We start from the raw sequence: 14,086 nt of genomic DNA on the forward strand, positions 1-14,086 counted from the left end.
TTCGGCAAGCCGCGCAGTTTAGCGTGGTTCCACGCCCAGTTCGACGTTACGACGAGGCAAAAGAAAACGCCCGCCGGCTGAGCCGACGGGCGTTTTGGAACAACTGGCGGAGCGGACGGGACTCGAACCCGCGACCTCCGGCGTGACAGGCCAGCATTCTAACCAGCTGAACTACCGCTCCGCACTTTGAAACACGTTGCAAACCTGGTGCTTTCTCTTTTAGGGAAAGCAAAGCCCCCAATCGCTCGGGGGCTTTTGGAACATCTGGCGGAGCGGACGGGACTCGAACCCGCGACCTCCGGCGTGACAGGCCAGCATTCTAACCAGCTGAACTACCGCTCCGCACTAAACCTCATTGCCGTGGTGCTTTGGTGGGTGCTGAGGGTTTCGAACCCCCGACCCTCTCCGTGTAAAGGAGACGCTCTACCGCTGAGCTAAGCACCCTAGCGAGCTAACTAGTTTACTGCGTCCTTCAGGGCTTTACCAGCCTTGAATGCAGGATTCTTCGAAGCGGCGATCTCAATGTTCTCACCGGTCTTCGGGTTGCGGCCCGTACGGGCAGCGCGGCCACGCACCTGGAAGGTGCCGAAGCCCACGATGGTCACCGAGTCACCGCCCTTCAGGGCGTCGGTGATGCTGGCCACGACGGCGTCGACGGCACGGGTGGAATCAGCCTTGCTCAGCTCACAACGGCTGGCAACGGCCTCGATCAATTCGGCTTTGTTCATTGGATAACTCCCTTTGCGGCATGCAACCGCTGAATGAGTGACCGGCCCGGGGCTTGCGCCACTGCGGGCCGGTTGGATCCCGCGTCGAGTGCCAACTCAAGGGCGCTCGCGGGGTGCGGCTTTTATACCAGCCGCCCCCCGCTATCGCAACCAAAAAACCCAATAACGGCGCGGGTTTCAGCGGGTTTTGGGGTTCATGAACCGCAGCAGGTCAATGCTTGACATCACGTGCCGGAGTGGGCTTGGGTGGCTGCGGCACATCGACCTGCTTGCCGCCATCGCTGCCACCGACCGGCGCCACCGGCCGCTCCAGAGCTAGGTCGAGGACCTCATCGATCCACTTCACCGGCACGATCTTCATGCCCTTGGTCACCGCCTCGGGGATGTCCGCCAGATCCTTGCGGTTCTCCTCGGGGATGATCACGGTGGTGATGCCACCGCGCATGGCCGCCAACAACTTCTCCTTGAGCCCACCGATGGCCGAGACACGGCCGCGCAGCGTGATCTCGCCGGTCATCGCTACCTCGGCCTTGACCGGGTTGCGGGTCAAGGTGGACACCAGCGCGGTCACCATCGCGATGCCGGCGCTGGGGCCGTCCTTCGGCGTGGCGCCATCGGGCACGTGCAGGTGCACGTCCTGCTTCTGCAGGAAATCGGTATCGATCCCCAGGCTCTCGGCACGCGCGCGCACCACCGACAACGCGGCCGATGCGGACTCCTTCATCACATCGCCCAACTGGCCGGTCAGGGTCATGCCGCCCTTGCCGGGCACCAGGGTGACTTCGATCTGCAGCAGGTCGCCACCGACTTCCGTCCACGCCAGGCCGGTCACCAGGCCGATCTCATTGGCTTCTTCGGCACGACCGAAGTCAAAGCGACGCACGCCCTGGTACTTCTCGAGGTTCTTCTCGTCGACCACGACGCGGGCGACGGCTTTCTTGCCCTTCTTCTTCTCCGGCTGCGGGCCTGCCAGCGCGATCTCCTTGACCACCTTGCGGCAGATCTTGGCGATCTCGCGCTCCAGGTTGCGCACGCCCGATTCGCGCGTGTAGTAACGCACGATATCGCGTACTGCGCTTTCCTCGATCTTCAGCTCATCGGCCTTCAGCCCGTTGGCCTTCAGCTGCTTGGGCACCAGGTAGCGCTGGGCGATGTTGAGCTTCTCCTCCTCGGTGTAACCGGGGATGCGAATGACCTCCATGCGGTCCAGCAGCGGCCCGGGAATGTTCAGCGAATTGGAGGTCGCCACGAACATCACGTCGGACAGATCCATGTCCACTTCGAGGTAGTGGTCGTTGAAGGTGTGGTTCTGCTCGGGATCGAGCACCTCCAGCAGCGCCGAAGACGGATCCCCGCGGAAATCCATCGACATCTTGTCGATCTCGTCCAGCACGAAGAGCGGGTTCTTGGTCCCGGTCTTGTTGAGGTTCTGCACGATGCGGCCCGGCATCGAGCCGACGTAGGTACGACGGTGGCCACGGATCTCGGCCTCGTCGCGCACGCCACCCAGGGCCATGCGCACGAACTTGCGATTGGTCGCCTTGGCAATCGATTGTCCCAGCGAGGTCTTGCCCACGCCCGGCGGTCCGACCAGGCACAGAATCGGCCCCTTCATCTGCTTCACGCGCGACTGCACCGCCAGATATTCAAGGATGCGCTCCTTGACCTTCTCCAGGCCGTAGTGATCGGCGTCCAGCGTCTCCTGGGCCACCTTGAGGTCCTTGCGGACCTTGCTGCGCTTCTTCCACGGCACGCCAAGCAGCCAGTCCAGGTAGTTGCGCACCACCGCGGCCTCGGCCGACATCGGCGACATCTGCTTGAGCTTGTTGAGCTCGGCGCGCGCCTTGGTCTCCACCGGCTTGGGCATGCCCGCCTCGGCGATCTTGCGGGCCAGGTCCTCCAGCTCGTTGGGCGCATCGTCCAGCTCGCCCAACTCCTTCTGGATCGCCTTCATCTGCTCGTTGAGGTAGTACTCGCGCTGGGATTTCTCCATCTGCGACTTGACCCGGCCGCGGATGCGCTTCTCCAGCTGCTGCACATCGATCTCGCCATCGACAAAGCCCACCAGCAGCTCCAGCCGCTCGCCGACCGGGATGGTTTCCAGAAGCTTCTGCTTGTCGCTGAGCCGAACGCCCAGGTGCGCGGCGATGGTATCGGCCAGGCGCCCGGGCTCGTCGATGCCGGCCAGCGTCTGCAACAGCTCCGGCGGCAGCTTGCGGTTGGTCTTGACGTACTGCTCGAACAGGCTCATCAAGGAGCGGGCGACGGCCTCGACCTCGCGCGACTCGGTGTTCTCGTCGACCTCGATTTCCTCGCCCTGGCCGTAGAGCGAGCTGTCGCGATCGACGATCTCGCTGACCGCAACGCGCGACACGCCTTCCACCAGCACCTTGATGGTCCCGTCCGGCAGCTTCAGCAGCTGCAGGACCTGCGCCAGGGTGCCGATCTGATAGAGGTCGTTGGCGGCCGGGTCGTCGGTCTCGGCCGACTTCTGGGCGACGAGCAGGATGCGCTTGTCGGCGGCCATCGCCTGTTCCAGCGCGCGCATCGACTTGTCACGCCCGACAAACAGCGGGATGACCATGTGGGGGAACACCACCACATCGCGCAGCGGCAGCACGGGCAGGTCCAGGATCTGGGGTTCGGAACGGGCCATGGGGGCTCCAAAGAAGTGCGGGAGGGCGGTCCTGGACAACAGCGAAACGGTGTCGCAAAAACGCCGATGGCCCCGTTATGGGGCCATCGACAGGGGGATGCAAGCGGGAATCTGAATCCCCTTTTTTATCAATTCCTTAGCACATCACTCGGCCGAGGCCACCTTGGCCTGCGCCGGCGGGTTCTGGTAGATCAGATACGGCTCTGACTTGTGCTCGATGACCGACTCGTCCACGACCACCTTGCCCACGTTTTCCAGCGACGGCAGGTCGTACATGGTGTCCAGCAACACTGACTCGACGATGGTGCGCAGGCCACGGGCGCCGGTCTTGCGCTTGAGCGCCTTGCGGGCGATCGCGGACAAGGCGTCGGGACGGAACTCCAGTTCCACGCCCTCCATGTCGAACAGGCGCTTGAACTGCTTGGTGATGGCGTTCTTGGGCTCGGTCAGGATCTTGATCAGCGCCGCTTCGTCCAGTTCCTCCAGCGTGGCGACCACGGGCAGGCGGCCGACGAACTCGGGAATCAGGCCAAACTTGATCAGGTCTTCGGGCTCGACCTCGGACAGGACCTTGCCGATTTCCGGCTTCTTCTCCGAGGACTTCACCTTGGCGCCGAAGCCGATGCCGCTGGCCTCGGTCGAGCGCGACTGGATGATCTTGTCCAGCCCGGCGAAGGCACCACCGCAGATGAACAGGATGTTCTTGGTGTCCACCTGCAGGAATTCCTGCTGCGGATGCTTGCGGCCGCCCTGCGGCGGGACGCTGGCCACGGTGCCCTCGATCAGCTTCAGCAGGGCCTGCTGCACACCCTCACCGGACACATCACGGGTGATCGACGGGTTCTCGCTCTTGCGCGAGATCTTGTCGATTTCGTCGATGTAGACGATGCCCTGCTGCGCCTTGTCGACATCGTAGTCGCACTTCTGCAGCAGCTTCTGGATGATGTTCTCCACGTCCTCGCCGACGTAGCCGGCCTCGGTCAGCGTGGTGGCATCGGCGATGGTGAACGGCACGTTGAGCAGGCGCGCCAGCGTCTCGGCCAGCAGCGTCTTGCCCGAACCGGTCGGCCCGGCCAGCAGGATGTTGGACTTGGCCAACTCGACATCGTCGCTCTTCTGCCGGCTTTCGATGCGCTTGTAATGGTTGTAGACGGCCACCGCGAGCGTGCGCTTGGCGCGTTGCTGGCCGATCACGTACTGGTCGAGGACCTCGAGGATCTCGCGCGGCTTGGGCAGCGAGCTGCGCGCCGACTGGGCCTTCTCCTCCAGCTCCTCGCGGATGATGTCGTTGCACAGCTCCACGCACTCATCACAGATGAACACGCTGGGGCCCGCGATCAGTTTGCGGACTTCGTGCTGGCTTTTGCCGCAGAACGAGCAGTACAGGATCTTGGTGCTGTCGCTGGAACGGCCTTGACGGTCTTCGCTCATGCTTGGTTTACCCACTCACTACGGCCCCCGCGGGGGCATTCGATTTCGAGAATAGCACCGGTTTGGCGCAGGTGCCGCGCCGGGGCTGCCGGGAACAAAGGAGAACTGCGGAACGCAGAAATCCAGATGCAATTCCCGGGCCGCGGCGCGCCGTGGGGGCCGGACACCCCGCAAACGCAACGCGCCGGGGATGATCTCCCGGCGCGCGCTGGCCTCGTGTGCCGCGAGGCGGAACAGCCCCGATCAGGCGGACTGGATCGATTCGTCAGGACGGCGCTCCAGCACCTCGTCCACCAGACCATAGGCCTTGGAATCGGCGGCGCTCTTGAAGTTGTCGCGCTCGGTGTCCCGGGCGATGGTCTCAAGCGACTGGCCGGTGTGCTTGGCCAGGATCTCGTTCAGACGGTGGCGCAGGGTCAGGATTTCGCGGGCATGAATGTCGATGTCCGTGGCCTGGCCCTGGAAGCCGCCCAGCGGCTGATGGATCATCACGCGCGAATTGGGCAGCGCGTACCGCTTGCCGGCCGCACCGGCCGCCAGCAGCAGCGCGCCCATCGAGGCGGCCTGGCCGACGCAGATCGTGCTCACGTCCGGCTTGATGTACTGCATGGTGTCGTAGATGGCCATGCCGGCGGTGACCACGCCACCGGGCGAGTTGATGTAGAAGCTGATGTCCTTCTCAGGGTTTTCCGCCTCGAGGAACAGCATCTGCGCCACGATCACGTTGGCCACGTGGTCATCCACGGGCCCGACCAGGAAGATCACGCGCTCCTTGAGCAGGCGGGAATAGATGTCGTAGGCGCGCTCGCCGCGGCTGGTCTGCTCGACCACCATCGGCACAAGGTTCAGGGCTTTGGTCAGGTTATCCATGGGGTGAGGCACCTTCTTGTTGTTGGATCCGCACGGGTCGTGCGTGGAAATTGCCGGATCCCGCCTCAACTGTCGGTCCTGCCGCCCATGGCGGCCGGACCGACGGCGAAACCAAGCGCCGTTACTGCCGGATGGCGTCCTGGAAGGACAGCGCCTGCTCGGTGTGCTGGGCACGCTCGGCAATCCAGTCGATCACCTGCTCTTCCATCACCCGGGCCTGCAGCCCGGACATCATCTGGGGATCGTTGCGGTACAACTCAATGACCTGCTCGGGCTCCTCGTAGGTGGAGGCGATCAGGCGCATGGTTTCCTGGACGCGCTTGGGATCCAGGCGCAGCTCGTTGCGACGGGCGACCTCGCCCACCAGCAGGCCGACCAGGACGCGCTTGCGGGCGGCATCCATGAAACCCTGGTGCGCACCTTCCGGCGGCTGCACGTTCTGGCCCTGGCGACGGGCCTGCTCGACCTGCTGGGCCAGCATGGCGCGGGCTTCGTTCTCGACCAGGCGCTCGGGCATCTCGACCGAGGCGTAGGCCGCGATCAGCTGCTCGCCGACTTCGCGGCGCAGGCGATTGGCCAGCGCGCCCTTCAGCTCGCGCTCCAGGTTGGTGCGGATGTCGGCCCGGAACTGCTCTTCGTTGCCACCCTTCACGCCGAAGCTCTTGATGAACTCCTTGTCCACCGGCGGCAGCACGGATTCGGACACGTCGGTGACCTTCAGGTGCACCTGCACACTCTTGCCGGCCAGCTGCGGCACCCGCCAGTCGGCGGGAAACTGGACCGTGATTTCTTTTTCTTCGCCCTTGGCCATGCCGACCAGCGCCTGCTCGATGTCGGCGAACATCACGCCCGAACCGATCAGGGTGGCCCCGGTCTCGGCACCTTCGGCCGGCAGGCGCTCGTCGCCGGCCTGCGACCAGGTCTCCAGCGCGACGCGATCACCCTCGGCCGCGCCGCGTTCGACCGGCTGGAAGGTGCGGCGCTGCAGGCGCAGGTTCTCGATCATCTGATCGATATCGGCGTCGGTCACCTCGGCGGTGTGGCGCACCACGCTCAGCTTGGACACGTCGATCTCACCGAAGTCCGGCACCACCTCGAAGGTCGCCACCCACTCCAGCTCACCCTCGCCTGCCGGCTCCAGGCGCGGGTTTCCGGCCAGCTGCAAAGCCTGCTCGCGCACGGCCGAGTCGAAGGTCTCGCGCAGCAGGCCGTCGAGCGCCTCGGCGCGCACCTGCTTGCCGAAACGCTGCTCGATCACCTTGGCCGGCACCTTGCCAGGACGGAAGCCCTTCAGGCGCACGGTCTGGCTCAGCTCGCGCAGGCGGCCACCGATATGGGTGTCCAGGCGCTCGGCCGGCAGAGTGAAACTCATGCGGCGCCCAAGGCTGCCGGTCGATTCGACGGAAACGGTCATGTCACTGGCTCCTGCAACCGTGGCCTCGCAGGACCACGGGTTATCGTTGAGAAAGGGATGGCGGCGGGCTCGGCCGTTTGAAGCGGTCAGCGCCCTTGCCGAACGCGCTAGTTTCGCCGATCGGGCGCGGTTTGACCACCGAGGGTGCGGTTTTCGTTGACAGGCACCCTCCGCGTCCAGACAATACGCGTCCTTTCCGGCGCTGGTCGCCGGCAAGGCACCGGCAAGTCGCCGGCCCACTGAAGTTTCCGGGGTATAGCGCAGTCTGGTAGCGCGCCTGCTTTGGGAGCAGGATGTCGGGGGTTCGAATCCCTCTACCCCGACCATCCTCAGCAAGGGCCAGCAAGATGGGCCCGGATGCATTTCCAGCCGGGCGCCCGTAGCTCAACTGGATAGAGCACCGGCCTTCTAAGCCGGCGGTTACAGGTTCGATTCCTGTCGGGCGCGCCAATGCATCGGCGCACAGGGCTGGATGCGGTTTTCAGTGGTGGCTGTAGCTCAGTTGGTTAGAGTACTGGATTGTGATTCCAGATGTCGGGGGTTCGAGTCCCCTCAGCCACCCCACTTTCCGCACCATTTCGCTCCGAAAGGGTGTTGCAGAACCGGAATCATCGCGTATACTGCGCGACCAGTTTTCGGGGCCGTTAGCTCAGTTGGTAGAGCAGTTGACTCTTAATCAATAGGTCCAAGGTTCGAATCCTTGACGGCCCACCAAACAAGACAGCCATCCGGTGCAAACCGGATGGCTGTTTTCTTATGCGCTGAATCTGCAAGGAAGTCCGACGACCCTGCGTCGCGGGACAGGGCGAGGACGCGCACCTCGTGCGCGAGCGCCAACGGACGTGTAAACCTTCCGCACCTTCGGCACATCCAAAAAGCTCTTTCCCTTCCCGAGATGACGCCATGCCGCCTCGCCTTTCGCTCGTCCTTGGCGCTGCCCTCTTGGCCGCGAGCTTTCACGGCCATGCCAGCCAGGACACCGGCACGATCCGCGGCCAGGCCGCACCCGACGAGCAGATCATCATCGTCAGCGAATCGACCAACGCCATCGTCGGCGTCGTCGCCGACCACGAGGGCCGCTTCGAGGCGCACGACCTCGCCCCAGGGCAATACCGCGTTGCGCGCGGAAGTGCCCTCTCACAGCCTCGCGGCGCACCGGTCCTGGCCGGGCGCGTGACGACGGTGACACTGCCGGCAAAGGCCGACGACCCGAGGCGCTGAGCGCCTCCGGGACCGCACAGAGCGCCCACCCGCTCCCCTGCGCGATCCGTGGGGAGATCGCTTGCTGGCGATCAGAATCGTCAGCGCGCGCCGTGACGGCGGAGAGGTAGAATGCGCACAACCTTGCGAAAGTGGCGGAATTGGTAGACGCACTGGATTTAGGTTCCAGCGGGTAACCCCCGTGGGGGTTCGAGTCCCCCCTTTCGCACCATCAACAAAGGAATGGCAGCCCAGGAGGCGCAATGATCCGCAGTGGCAATCCCGCCCTGAAACAGTCCACCTTCCTCGATCTTGGATCGGGCCGGGTCGTGACCCGAGATGGCGGCGTGATGACGCTCAACGGCACGGTCAACAAGACCGGCTTCCTGTTGCTCCTCAGCCTGCTGACCGCTGCGTTCGCATGGCATCAGTCGACCATCGCCCTTCCCAACGGCGAAATGGCCCCGGCGGCCGGCGCAGGCATCTACATGATTGGCGGCGCGATCGGCGGCCTCATCCTTGCGCTGATCACCACCTTCAAGAAGACCTGGTCACCGGTGACCGCGCCGCTGTATGCGCTGGTCGAGGGCTTCTTCCTCGGCTCGATCTCGGCGATGTACGAAATGCGCTTCCACGGCATCGTCTTCCAGGCGGTGCTGTTGACCTTCGGCACGCTGTTCGCGCTGTTGATGGCCTACCGCAGCGGCCTGATCAAGCCGACCGAGAACTTCAAGCTGGGCGTGGTCGCGGCCACCGGCGGCATCGCGCTGGTGTACCTGGTGTCGATGGTGATGCAGATGTTCGGCATGAACGTCTCCTACATCCATGGCTCGGGCGTGATCGGGATTGGCTTCAGCCTGGTCGTGGTGGTGGTCGCCGCCCTCAACCTGGTGCTGGACTTTGATTTCATCGAGTCCGGCGTCGACGCCGGCGCGCCGAAGTACATGGAGTGGTACGGCGCCTTCGGACTGATGGTCACCCTGGTCTGGCTGTACGTGGAGTTCCTGCGTCTGCTGTCCAAGCTGCAGTCCCGCAACTGACCGGCGCGTACGCGGTGTAGAGCGGAGCTTGCTCCGCTGGGCTTTCCCGACGGCCTGAGCGGAGAGCCGCCGAGCAAGCTCGGCGCTACGCAAGAGCCAGCACTCCCATCAAAAAAGGGCGCCGATGGCGCCCTTTTTTGTGGACCGGTGTTCGCGCCCTTACAGACGGCTGGCGATCGCCTTGGCGAAGCCCATGGTGTTGCCGGTGCCACCCAGATCCGGGGTGACCGAATCCTTGGCTTCCAGCGTAGCCACGATGGCGTTGCGCAGGCGCGTTGCGTTGTCCGGCTGGCCGATGTGGTCAAGCATCTGCGCGGCGGCGAGCAGCAGCGCGCAGGGATTGGCCTTGCCCTGGCCGGCGATGTCCGGCGCCGAGCCGTGTACGGCCTCGAAGATCGCCGCATTGGTGCCGATGTTGGCGCCCGGCGCCAGGCCCAGGCCGCCGACCAGACCGGCGCACAGGTCCGAGAGGATGTCGCCGAACAGGTTGGTGGTCACGATGATGTCGAACTGCTCCGGACGCATCACCAGCTGCATGCAGGTGTTGTCCACGATCATCTCGTTGCACTCGATGTCCGGATAGTCCTTGGCCACCTCGCGCCCGACCTTCAGGAACAGACCCGAGGTCGACTTGATGATGTTCGCCTTGTGCACCAGGGTCACCTTCTTGCGGCCGGCGGCGCGGGCCAGGTCGAAGGCGTAGCGCACGATGCGCTCGGAGCCCTTGCGGGTCACCCGGGTCATCGAGATCGCAGTCTCGCCGTCAGCCGAGACTTCCTGGCCCTCGCTCAGGTAGGCACCCTCGGTGTTCTCGCGCACCGTGATCAGATCCACACCCGCGCCGAAGCGCGACTTGGTGTTGGGGAAGGAAATCGCCGGGCGCACGTTGGCGTACAGGTCGAAATGCCGGCGCATGGTCACGTTGATCGAGGTGAAGCCTTCGCCCACCGGCGTGGTCAGCGGGCTCTTCAGCGCGACCTTGTTCTTCTCGATCGAGGCCAGGGTCTGCGCGGGCAGCAGGTCGCCATGCTTTTCCAGGGCGACCAGGCCGGCTTCGGCGTCTTCGTAGGTCAGGCCCGCCTTGAGTGCGTCGAGCACGTACAGGGTGGCGTCCATGATTTCCGGGCCGATACCGTCGCCGCGGATGACCGTGATGGTTTGCGTCATGAGGAGTTCCAGACTGGGGCGCAAGCCGGTGGGGCATGCGCGGGAAAGAGATTCAGTTCCCTCAGTATGCCCGACCTGAAGTGATCGCCCCAAAACCGGAACGCAGCGGAAAACCGCAAAGATCCCCTAAAAAGCGGATAAGAAACCCAAATTTCGGAAAAAATTCACATAAAACGCGAGTACGCGAATTCAGGTATGCATCATCCATACATACCTGAAACCGCCCGGTTTGCGCGGATCAATCGTGCGCGTGCGCTTGCGGCGCGGCCGCCCCGCCTTCGAGCTGGTCCAGGAAATCCACTGCGCGGCGCAGGTGCGGAATCACGATGGACCCGCCGACGACCAGCCCCACGGAGAAGGTCTCGAAGAACTCCTCGCGGGTCACGCCGGCGTCCTTGCACTGGGCCACGTGGTAGCTGATGCAGTCGTCACAGCGCAGGACCATCGAGGCCACCAGACCCAGGAGTTCCTTGGTCTTCACGTCCAGCGCGCCCGCCTGGTAGGTCTGCGTATCCAGCGCGAAGAAGCGACGGACGACCTGGTTGGGCTCGGCCAGGATGCGCTGATTCATGCGCTGCCGGAATTCGGTGAAGGCCTGGACGCGATCGGCTTCGTTCTCTGACATGGTGCAACTCCAATCGGTGATCGACTCAGGCGCCAGCCAGCAGCGGTTCCAGCCCACCGGCGCGGTGCAGCGCCATCATGTCGTCGTAGCCGCCGACGTGGGTCTCGCCAATGAAGATCTGCGGCACGCTGGTGCGGCGGGTCTTGGCCATCATCTTCTCCCGCTCGGCCGGGTCGGTATCGATGCGCACTTCGGTCCAGGTCTGGCCCTTGGACTTGAGGAAGTTCTTGGCCGCCACGCAGTACGGACAGATGGCGGTGGAGTAGATGGTGATCTCGGGTGTGCTCATGGGGAATTCTCCGCCCGGTTGATGGTCAGACAGGCATCATGGTGGCATGGAGGCGGGAAACCAGAGACAGACATGCAACGCAGCGGATTAACCACTGATTCACGCGTCGGGCACCCAGGGCCCGCATCCTGCGCCACTGCGCTTATCGCCACTCACCGAGCCTGCCTGTGCGCCTGACCCTGCTGGCCACCGCCCTCACCCTGCTGGTCGCCGCGCCGATCAGCCGCGCCCAGACCGAGCGGCTGCCCGACATCGGCTCGTCCGCCGGCGAGCTGCTCACGCCGACCCGGCAGCGCGAGTACGGCGCGATGACGCTGCGCGAGCTGCGCAACTACGGCTACCTGCTGGACGATCCGCTGATCGACGACTGGCTCGACAAGGTCGGCCAGAAGCTCGCCACCAACAGCGACCGCCCGCAGCAGCCGTTCACCTTTTTCATGCTGCGCGACCGTCAGATCAACGCCTTCGCCACCCTCGGCGGCTATATCGCAGTCAACTCTGGACTGGTGTTGACCGCAACGCGCGAGGACGAGGTCGCTGCGGTGCTCTCACACGAGATCGCCCATGTCACCCAACAACACGTCCTGCGCGGCGTCGAACGCGCGCAGCGCGATCAGATTCCCATCCTGCTGGGCATGCTCGGGGCGATCGTCGCGGCCCAGGCAGCGGGAGGAAATTCCAGCGGGGATGCCTCCCAGGCCGCCATCTTCAGCGGCCTGGGGCTGATGCAGCAGCGCCAGATCGACTACACGCGCTCCAACGAATCCGAAGCCGACCGTCTGGGCATCCGCACCCTGGCCCGGGCCGGTTACGACCCGGAGGCGATGGCCGACTTCTTTGCCCGCATGCAACAGGTCATGCGCGCCAACCGGGGGGGCGAACGCGAGCAGGTGCCCGACTACCTGCAGACCCACCCGGTGACGACCACCCGCATCAGCGAAGCCCACGACCGCGCCGAACGCATCGAGCGCGAGCAGAACGTGATCACCACCGTGACCACCCCCGGCGGCAAGATCACCGAATCCAGCCCGCGCGAAGGCAACTACGCGGCAGGCATGCCCAGCACCAATCCCCTGCTGCCGTTCCAGGTCTCGCTGCCGGAGAGCAGTTTTCAGGCTGGTGCGACCGGGCTGTTCGCCTGGGCGCACGAGCGCCTGCGCGTCCTCAGCGCCAACACCCCGGGCGATGCGGTGCGCGAATACGAAGGCATCCGCCGCAGTACCGGCGAGCTGACCGCCCCGCAGCAATATGGCCTGGCCCTGGCCGAGCTGCGCAGCAACGACACACTGAGCGCCGCCACGCATTTCGCCGCGTTGCTCAAGGCCGATCCTGACAACGTATGGCTGGGCCTGGCGCTGGCCGAGGCACAGGCACGCAACGGAGACATGGCGGCGGCCAAACAGCGCTTCGAGGCGCTGCGCAAGCACCGCCCGGACAGCCGACCGATCGCCCTGACCTACGCGCAGGCACTCAATGCGCAGGGCACCGCGGCTGGCGGCAAGCAGGCGCAGGCGATCCTGCAGCCGCTGCTGGGGGGCGCGGACGACGATCCGATCTTCCAGCAGGCCTACGCCCGCGCCTGCGAACTGGCTGGCGACAGCGCCAAGGCCGGAGAGGCGTACGCCCAGGTCGCCTACCTGAACGGGCGCCCGGAGCAGGCCCTGACCCAGCTGCAGAACCTCAAGCGACGCGAAACACTCGATTATTACGACCGCGCCCGGGTCGACGCGCGCATCGCCGCGATCACGCCCGAGGTCCTTGAACTGCGCGATGCCGGCATCCGCGATCCGGACCTGGATCGCAATCGCTGATCCGGCCACGGCGCCCGGGCCGGCCCCACTGTCACAATCGAGTCATAAAATTGTCGTCTACTGGTGCCGATCCCACCGGCTTGGCGAAATTCCGTGCAGAAACGCATCCTGATCGTCGACGACGAACCGGCCATCCGCGACATGGTCGCCTTTGCCCTGCGCAAGGGTGAATTCGAACCGGTCCACGCCGGCGACGCCCGCGAGGCGCAGGGCGCCATCGCCGACAAGGTCCCCGATTTGATCCTGCTGGACTGGATGCTCCCGGGCACCAGCGGCCTGGACCTGGCCCGGCGCTGGCGCAAGGACGCCCTGACCCGCGAGATCCCCATCATCATGCTCACCGCCCGTGGCGAGGAGAACGATCGCGTGGGCGGGCTGGAAGCCGGCGTGGACGACTACGTGGTCAAGCCGTTCTCCTCGCGCGAGCTGCTGGCGCGCATCCGCGCGGTGATGCGCCGCACCCGCGAGGACGAGGAAGACGGCAGCATTTCGGTGGGCACCCTGCGCATCGACGGCGCCGCCCATCGCGTGTTCGCCGAGGACACGCCGGTGCCGATCGGCCCCACCGAGTACCGCCTGCTGCACTTCTTCATGACCCATCCCGAGCGCGTCTACAGCCGGACCCAGCTGCTGGATCACGTCTGGGGCGGCAGCGTGTACGTGGAGGAGCGCACCGTGGACGTGCATATCCGCCGCCTGCGCAAGACCCTCGAACCGCATGGCGCGGACAACATGGTCCAGACCGTGCGTGGCTCCGGTTACCGGTTCTCGGTCTCCACCTGAGCAGCGCCCCACCCGCGGCCTGGCAACACGCGACGGTCACATGCCTGTCGCCAGGCGGTCGCCGCGCCGCCG

Annotated in this window: 12 protein-coding genes and 8 tRNA genes; 9 read left to right on the top strand and 11 right to left on the bottom strand. The window is 65.0% G+C overall.

Going from position 1 to position 14,086, the window contains the following annotated elements:
* Nucleotides 1-104: 104 nt before the first annotated feature.
* The 8 genes from PJ250_RS00690 to tig form a co-directional block, all read right to left on the bottom strand.
* A tRNA-Asp gene (locus tag PJ250_RS00690) sits at nucleotides 105-181 on the bottom strand.
* A gap of 84 nt (nucleotides 182-265) precedes the next feature.
* A tRNA-Asp gene (locus tag PJ250_RS00695) sits at nucleotides 266-342 on the bottom strand.
* A 27-nt stretch (nucleotides 343-369) separates the two neighbouring features.
* Nucleotides 370-444 (bottom strand) — tRNA-Val (locus PJ250_RS00700).
* Between the two features lie 11 nt (nucleotides 445-455).
* Nucleotides 456-728 (bottom strand): non-specific DNA-binding protein Hbs, encoded by a 273-nt coding sequence (locus PJ250_RS00705; RefSeq protein ID WP_271646647.1) that lies wholly within the window; start codon nucleotides 726-728, stop codon nucleotides 456-458.
* Between the two features lie 211 nt (nucleotides 729-939).
* The gene (gene lon, locus PJ250_RS00710) at nucleotides 940-3,384 is read right to left on the bottom strand and encodes an endopeptidase La (RefSeq protein ID WP_271646648.1); all 2,445 of its coding nucleotides are present in this window, start codon (nucleotides 3,382-3,384) and stop codon (nucleotides 940-942) included.
* Between the two features lie 144 nt (nucleotides 3,385-3,528).
* Nucleotides 3,529-4,815, bottom strand: a complete 1,287-nt coding sequence (clpX, locus tag PJ250_RS00715) for an ATP-dependent Clp protease ATP-binding subunit ClpX (RefSeq protein WP_271646650.1) — start codon at nucleotides 4,813-4,815, stop codon at nucleotides 3,529-3,531.
* A gap of 243 nt (nucleotides 4,816-5,058) precedes the next feature.
* Nucleotides 5,059-5,685: an ATP-dependent Clp endopeptidase proteolytic subunit ClpP gene (clpP, locus tag PJ250_RS00720; RefSeq protein ID WP_271646651.1), complete on the bottom strand. Its 627-nt coding sequence runs from the start codon at nucleotides 5,683-5,685 to the stop codon at nucleotides 5,059-5,061.
* 121 nt (nucleotides 5,686-5,806) lie between these two features.
* Nucleotides 5,807-7,099, bottom strand: a complete 1,293-nt coding sequence (tig, locus tag PJ250_RS00725; protein ID WP_271646652.1) for a trigger factor — start codon at nucleotides 7,097-7,099, stop codon at nucleotides 5,807-5,809.
* 249 nt (nucleotides 7,100-7,348) lie between these two features.
* Between tig and PJ250_RS00730 the strand changes: the two genes are divergently transcribed.
* From PJ250_RS00730 to PJ250_RS00760, 7 genes are all read left to right on the top strand, one after another.
* Nucleotides 7,349-7,425: transfer RNA gene (locus PJ250_RS00730), tRNA-Pro, on the top strand.
* Nucleotides 7,426-7,472: 47 nt separating this feature from the next.
* Nucleotides 7,473-7,549, top strand: a tRNA-Arg gene (locus PJ250_RS00735).
* A 37-nt stretch (nucleotides 7,550-7,586) separates the two neighbouring features.
* Nucleotides 7,587-7,663: transfer RNA gene (locus tag PJ250_RS00740), tRNA-His, on the top strand.
* 74 nt (nucleotides 7,664-7,737) lie between these two features.
* A tRNA-Lys gene (locus tag PJ250_RS00745) sits at nucleotides 7,738-7,813 on the top strand.
* Nucleotides 7,814-8,002: 189 nt separating this feature from the next.
* A complete protein-coding gene (locus PJ250_RS00750) occupies nucleotides 8,003-8,320 on the top strand; it encodes a carboxypeptidase-like regulatory domain-containing protein (RefSeq protein ID WP_271646654.1) in 318 nt (105 codons plus the stop codon).
* 125 nt (nucleotides 8,321-8,445) lie between these two features.
* Nucleotides 8,446-8,531 (top strand) — tRNA-Leu (locus PJ250_RS00755).
* 34 nt (nucleotides 8,532-8,565) lie between these two features.
* Nucleotides 8,566-9,339, top strand: a complete 774-nt coding sequence (locus tag PJ250_RS00760; protein ID WP_271648471.1) for a Bax inhibitor-1/YccA family protein — start codon at nucleotides 8,566-8,568, stop codon at nucleotides 9,337-9,339.
* 159 nt (nucleotides 9,340-9,498) lie between these two features.
* On the opposite strand, the gene PJ250_RS00765 is transcribed toward PJ250_RS00760, so the two are convergent.
* The 3 genes from PJ250_RS00765 to grxC form a co-directional block, all read right to left on the bottom strand.
* Nucleotides 9,499-10,506, bottom strand: coding sequence for an isocitrate dehydrogenase (locus PJ250_RS00765; protein ID WP_271646655.1), 1,008 nt, complete (start codon nucleotides 10,504-10,506; stop codon nucleotides 9,499-9,501).
* Between the two features lie 238 nt (nucleotides 10,507-10,744).
* Nucleotides 10,745-11,131 (bottom strand): carboxymuconolactone decarboxylase family protein, encoded by a 387-nt coding sequence (locus tag PJ250_RS00770; protein WP_271646656.1) that lies wholly within the window; start codon nucleotides 11,129-11,131, stop codon nucleotides 10,745-10,747.
* A gap of 25 nt (nucleotides 11,132-11,156) precedes the next feature.
* Nucleotides 11,157-11,420, bottom strand: coding sequence for a glutaredoxin 3 (grxC, locus tag PJ250_RS00775; RefSeq protein ID WP_271646657.1), 264 nt, complete (start codon nucleotides 11,418-11,420; stop codon nucleotides 11,157-11,159).
* Between the two features lie 167 nt (nucleotides 11,421-11,587).
* Here grxC and PJ250_RS00780 point away from each other — a divergent pair, with 167 nt between their 5' ends.
* Both PJ250_RS00780 and phoB read left to right on the top strand, forming a co-directional pair.
* Nucleotides 11,588-13,231: a M48 family metalloprotease gene (locus PJ250_RS00780; protein ID WP_271646659.1), complete on the top strand. Its 1,644-nt coding sequence runs from the start codon at nucleotides 11,588-11,590 to the stop codon at nucleotides 13,229-13,231.
* A gap of 93 nt (nucleotides 13,232-13,324) precedes the next feature.
* Entirely contained in the window at nucleotides 13,325-14,014 is a 690-nt protein-coding gene (gene phoB, locus PJ250_RS00785) for a phosphate regulon transcriptional regulator PhoB (protein WP_271646660.1), read from the top strand.
* Nucleotides 14,015-14,086: the final 72 nt, after the last annotated feature.

Source organism: Pseudoxanthomonas sp. JBR18, assembly GCF_028198165.1.
Classification (GTDB): domain Bacteria; phylum Pseudomonadota; class Gammaproteobacteria; order Xanthomonadales; family Xanthomonadaceae; genus Pseudoxanthomonas_A.

What these genes read in the sequence shown, in the direction of transcription:
- lon (WP_271646648.1), bottom strand. Translation starts at nt 3,384, where the DNA reads ATGGCCCGTTCCGAACCCCAGATCCTGGACCTGCCCGTGCTGCCGCTG.
- grxC (WP_271646657.1), bottom strand. Translation starts at nt 11,420, where the DNA reads ATGAGCACACCCGAGATCACCATCTACTCCACCGCCATCTGTCCGTAC.
- clpP (WP_271646651.1), bottom strand. Translation starts at nt 5,685, where the DNA reads ATGGATAACCTGACCAAAGCCCTGAACCTTGTGCCGATGGTGGTCGAG.
- PJ250_RS00750 (WP_271646654.1), top strand. Translation starts at nt 8,003, where the DNA reads ATGCCGCCTCGCCTTTCGCTCGTCCTTGGCGCTGCCCTCTTGGCCGCG.
- clpX (WP_271646650.1), bottom strand. Translation starts at nt 4,815, where the DNA reads ATGAGCGAAGACCGTCAAGGCCGTTCCAGCGACAGCACCAAGATCCTG.
- PJ250_RS00765 (WP_271646655.1), bottom strand. Translation starts at nt 10,506, where the DNA reads ATGACGCAAACCATCACGGTCATCCGCGGCGACGGTATCGGCCCGGAA.
- PJ250_RS00770 (WP_271646656.1), bottom strand. Translation starts at nt 11,131, where the DNA reads ATGTCAGAGAACGAAGCCGATCGCGTCCAGGCCTTCACCGAATTCCGG.
- tig (WP_271646652.1), bottom strand. Translation starts at nt 7,099, where the DNA reads ATGACCGTTTCCGTCGAATCGACCGGCAGCCTTGGGCGCCGCATGAGT.
- PJ250_RS00705 (WP_271646647.1), bottom strand. Translation starts at nt 728, where the DNA reads ATGAACAAAGCCGAATTGATCGAGGCCGTTGCCAGCCGTTGTGAGCTG.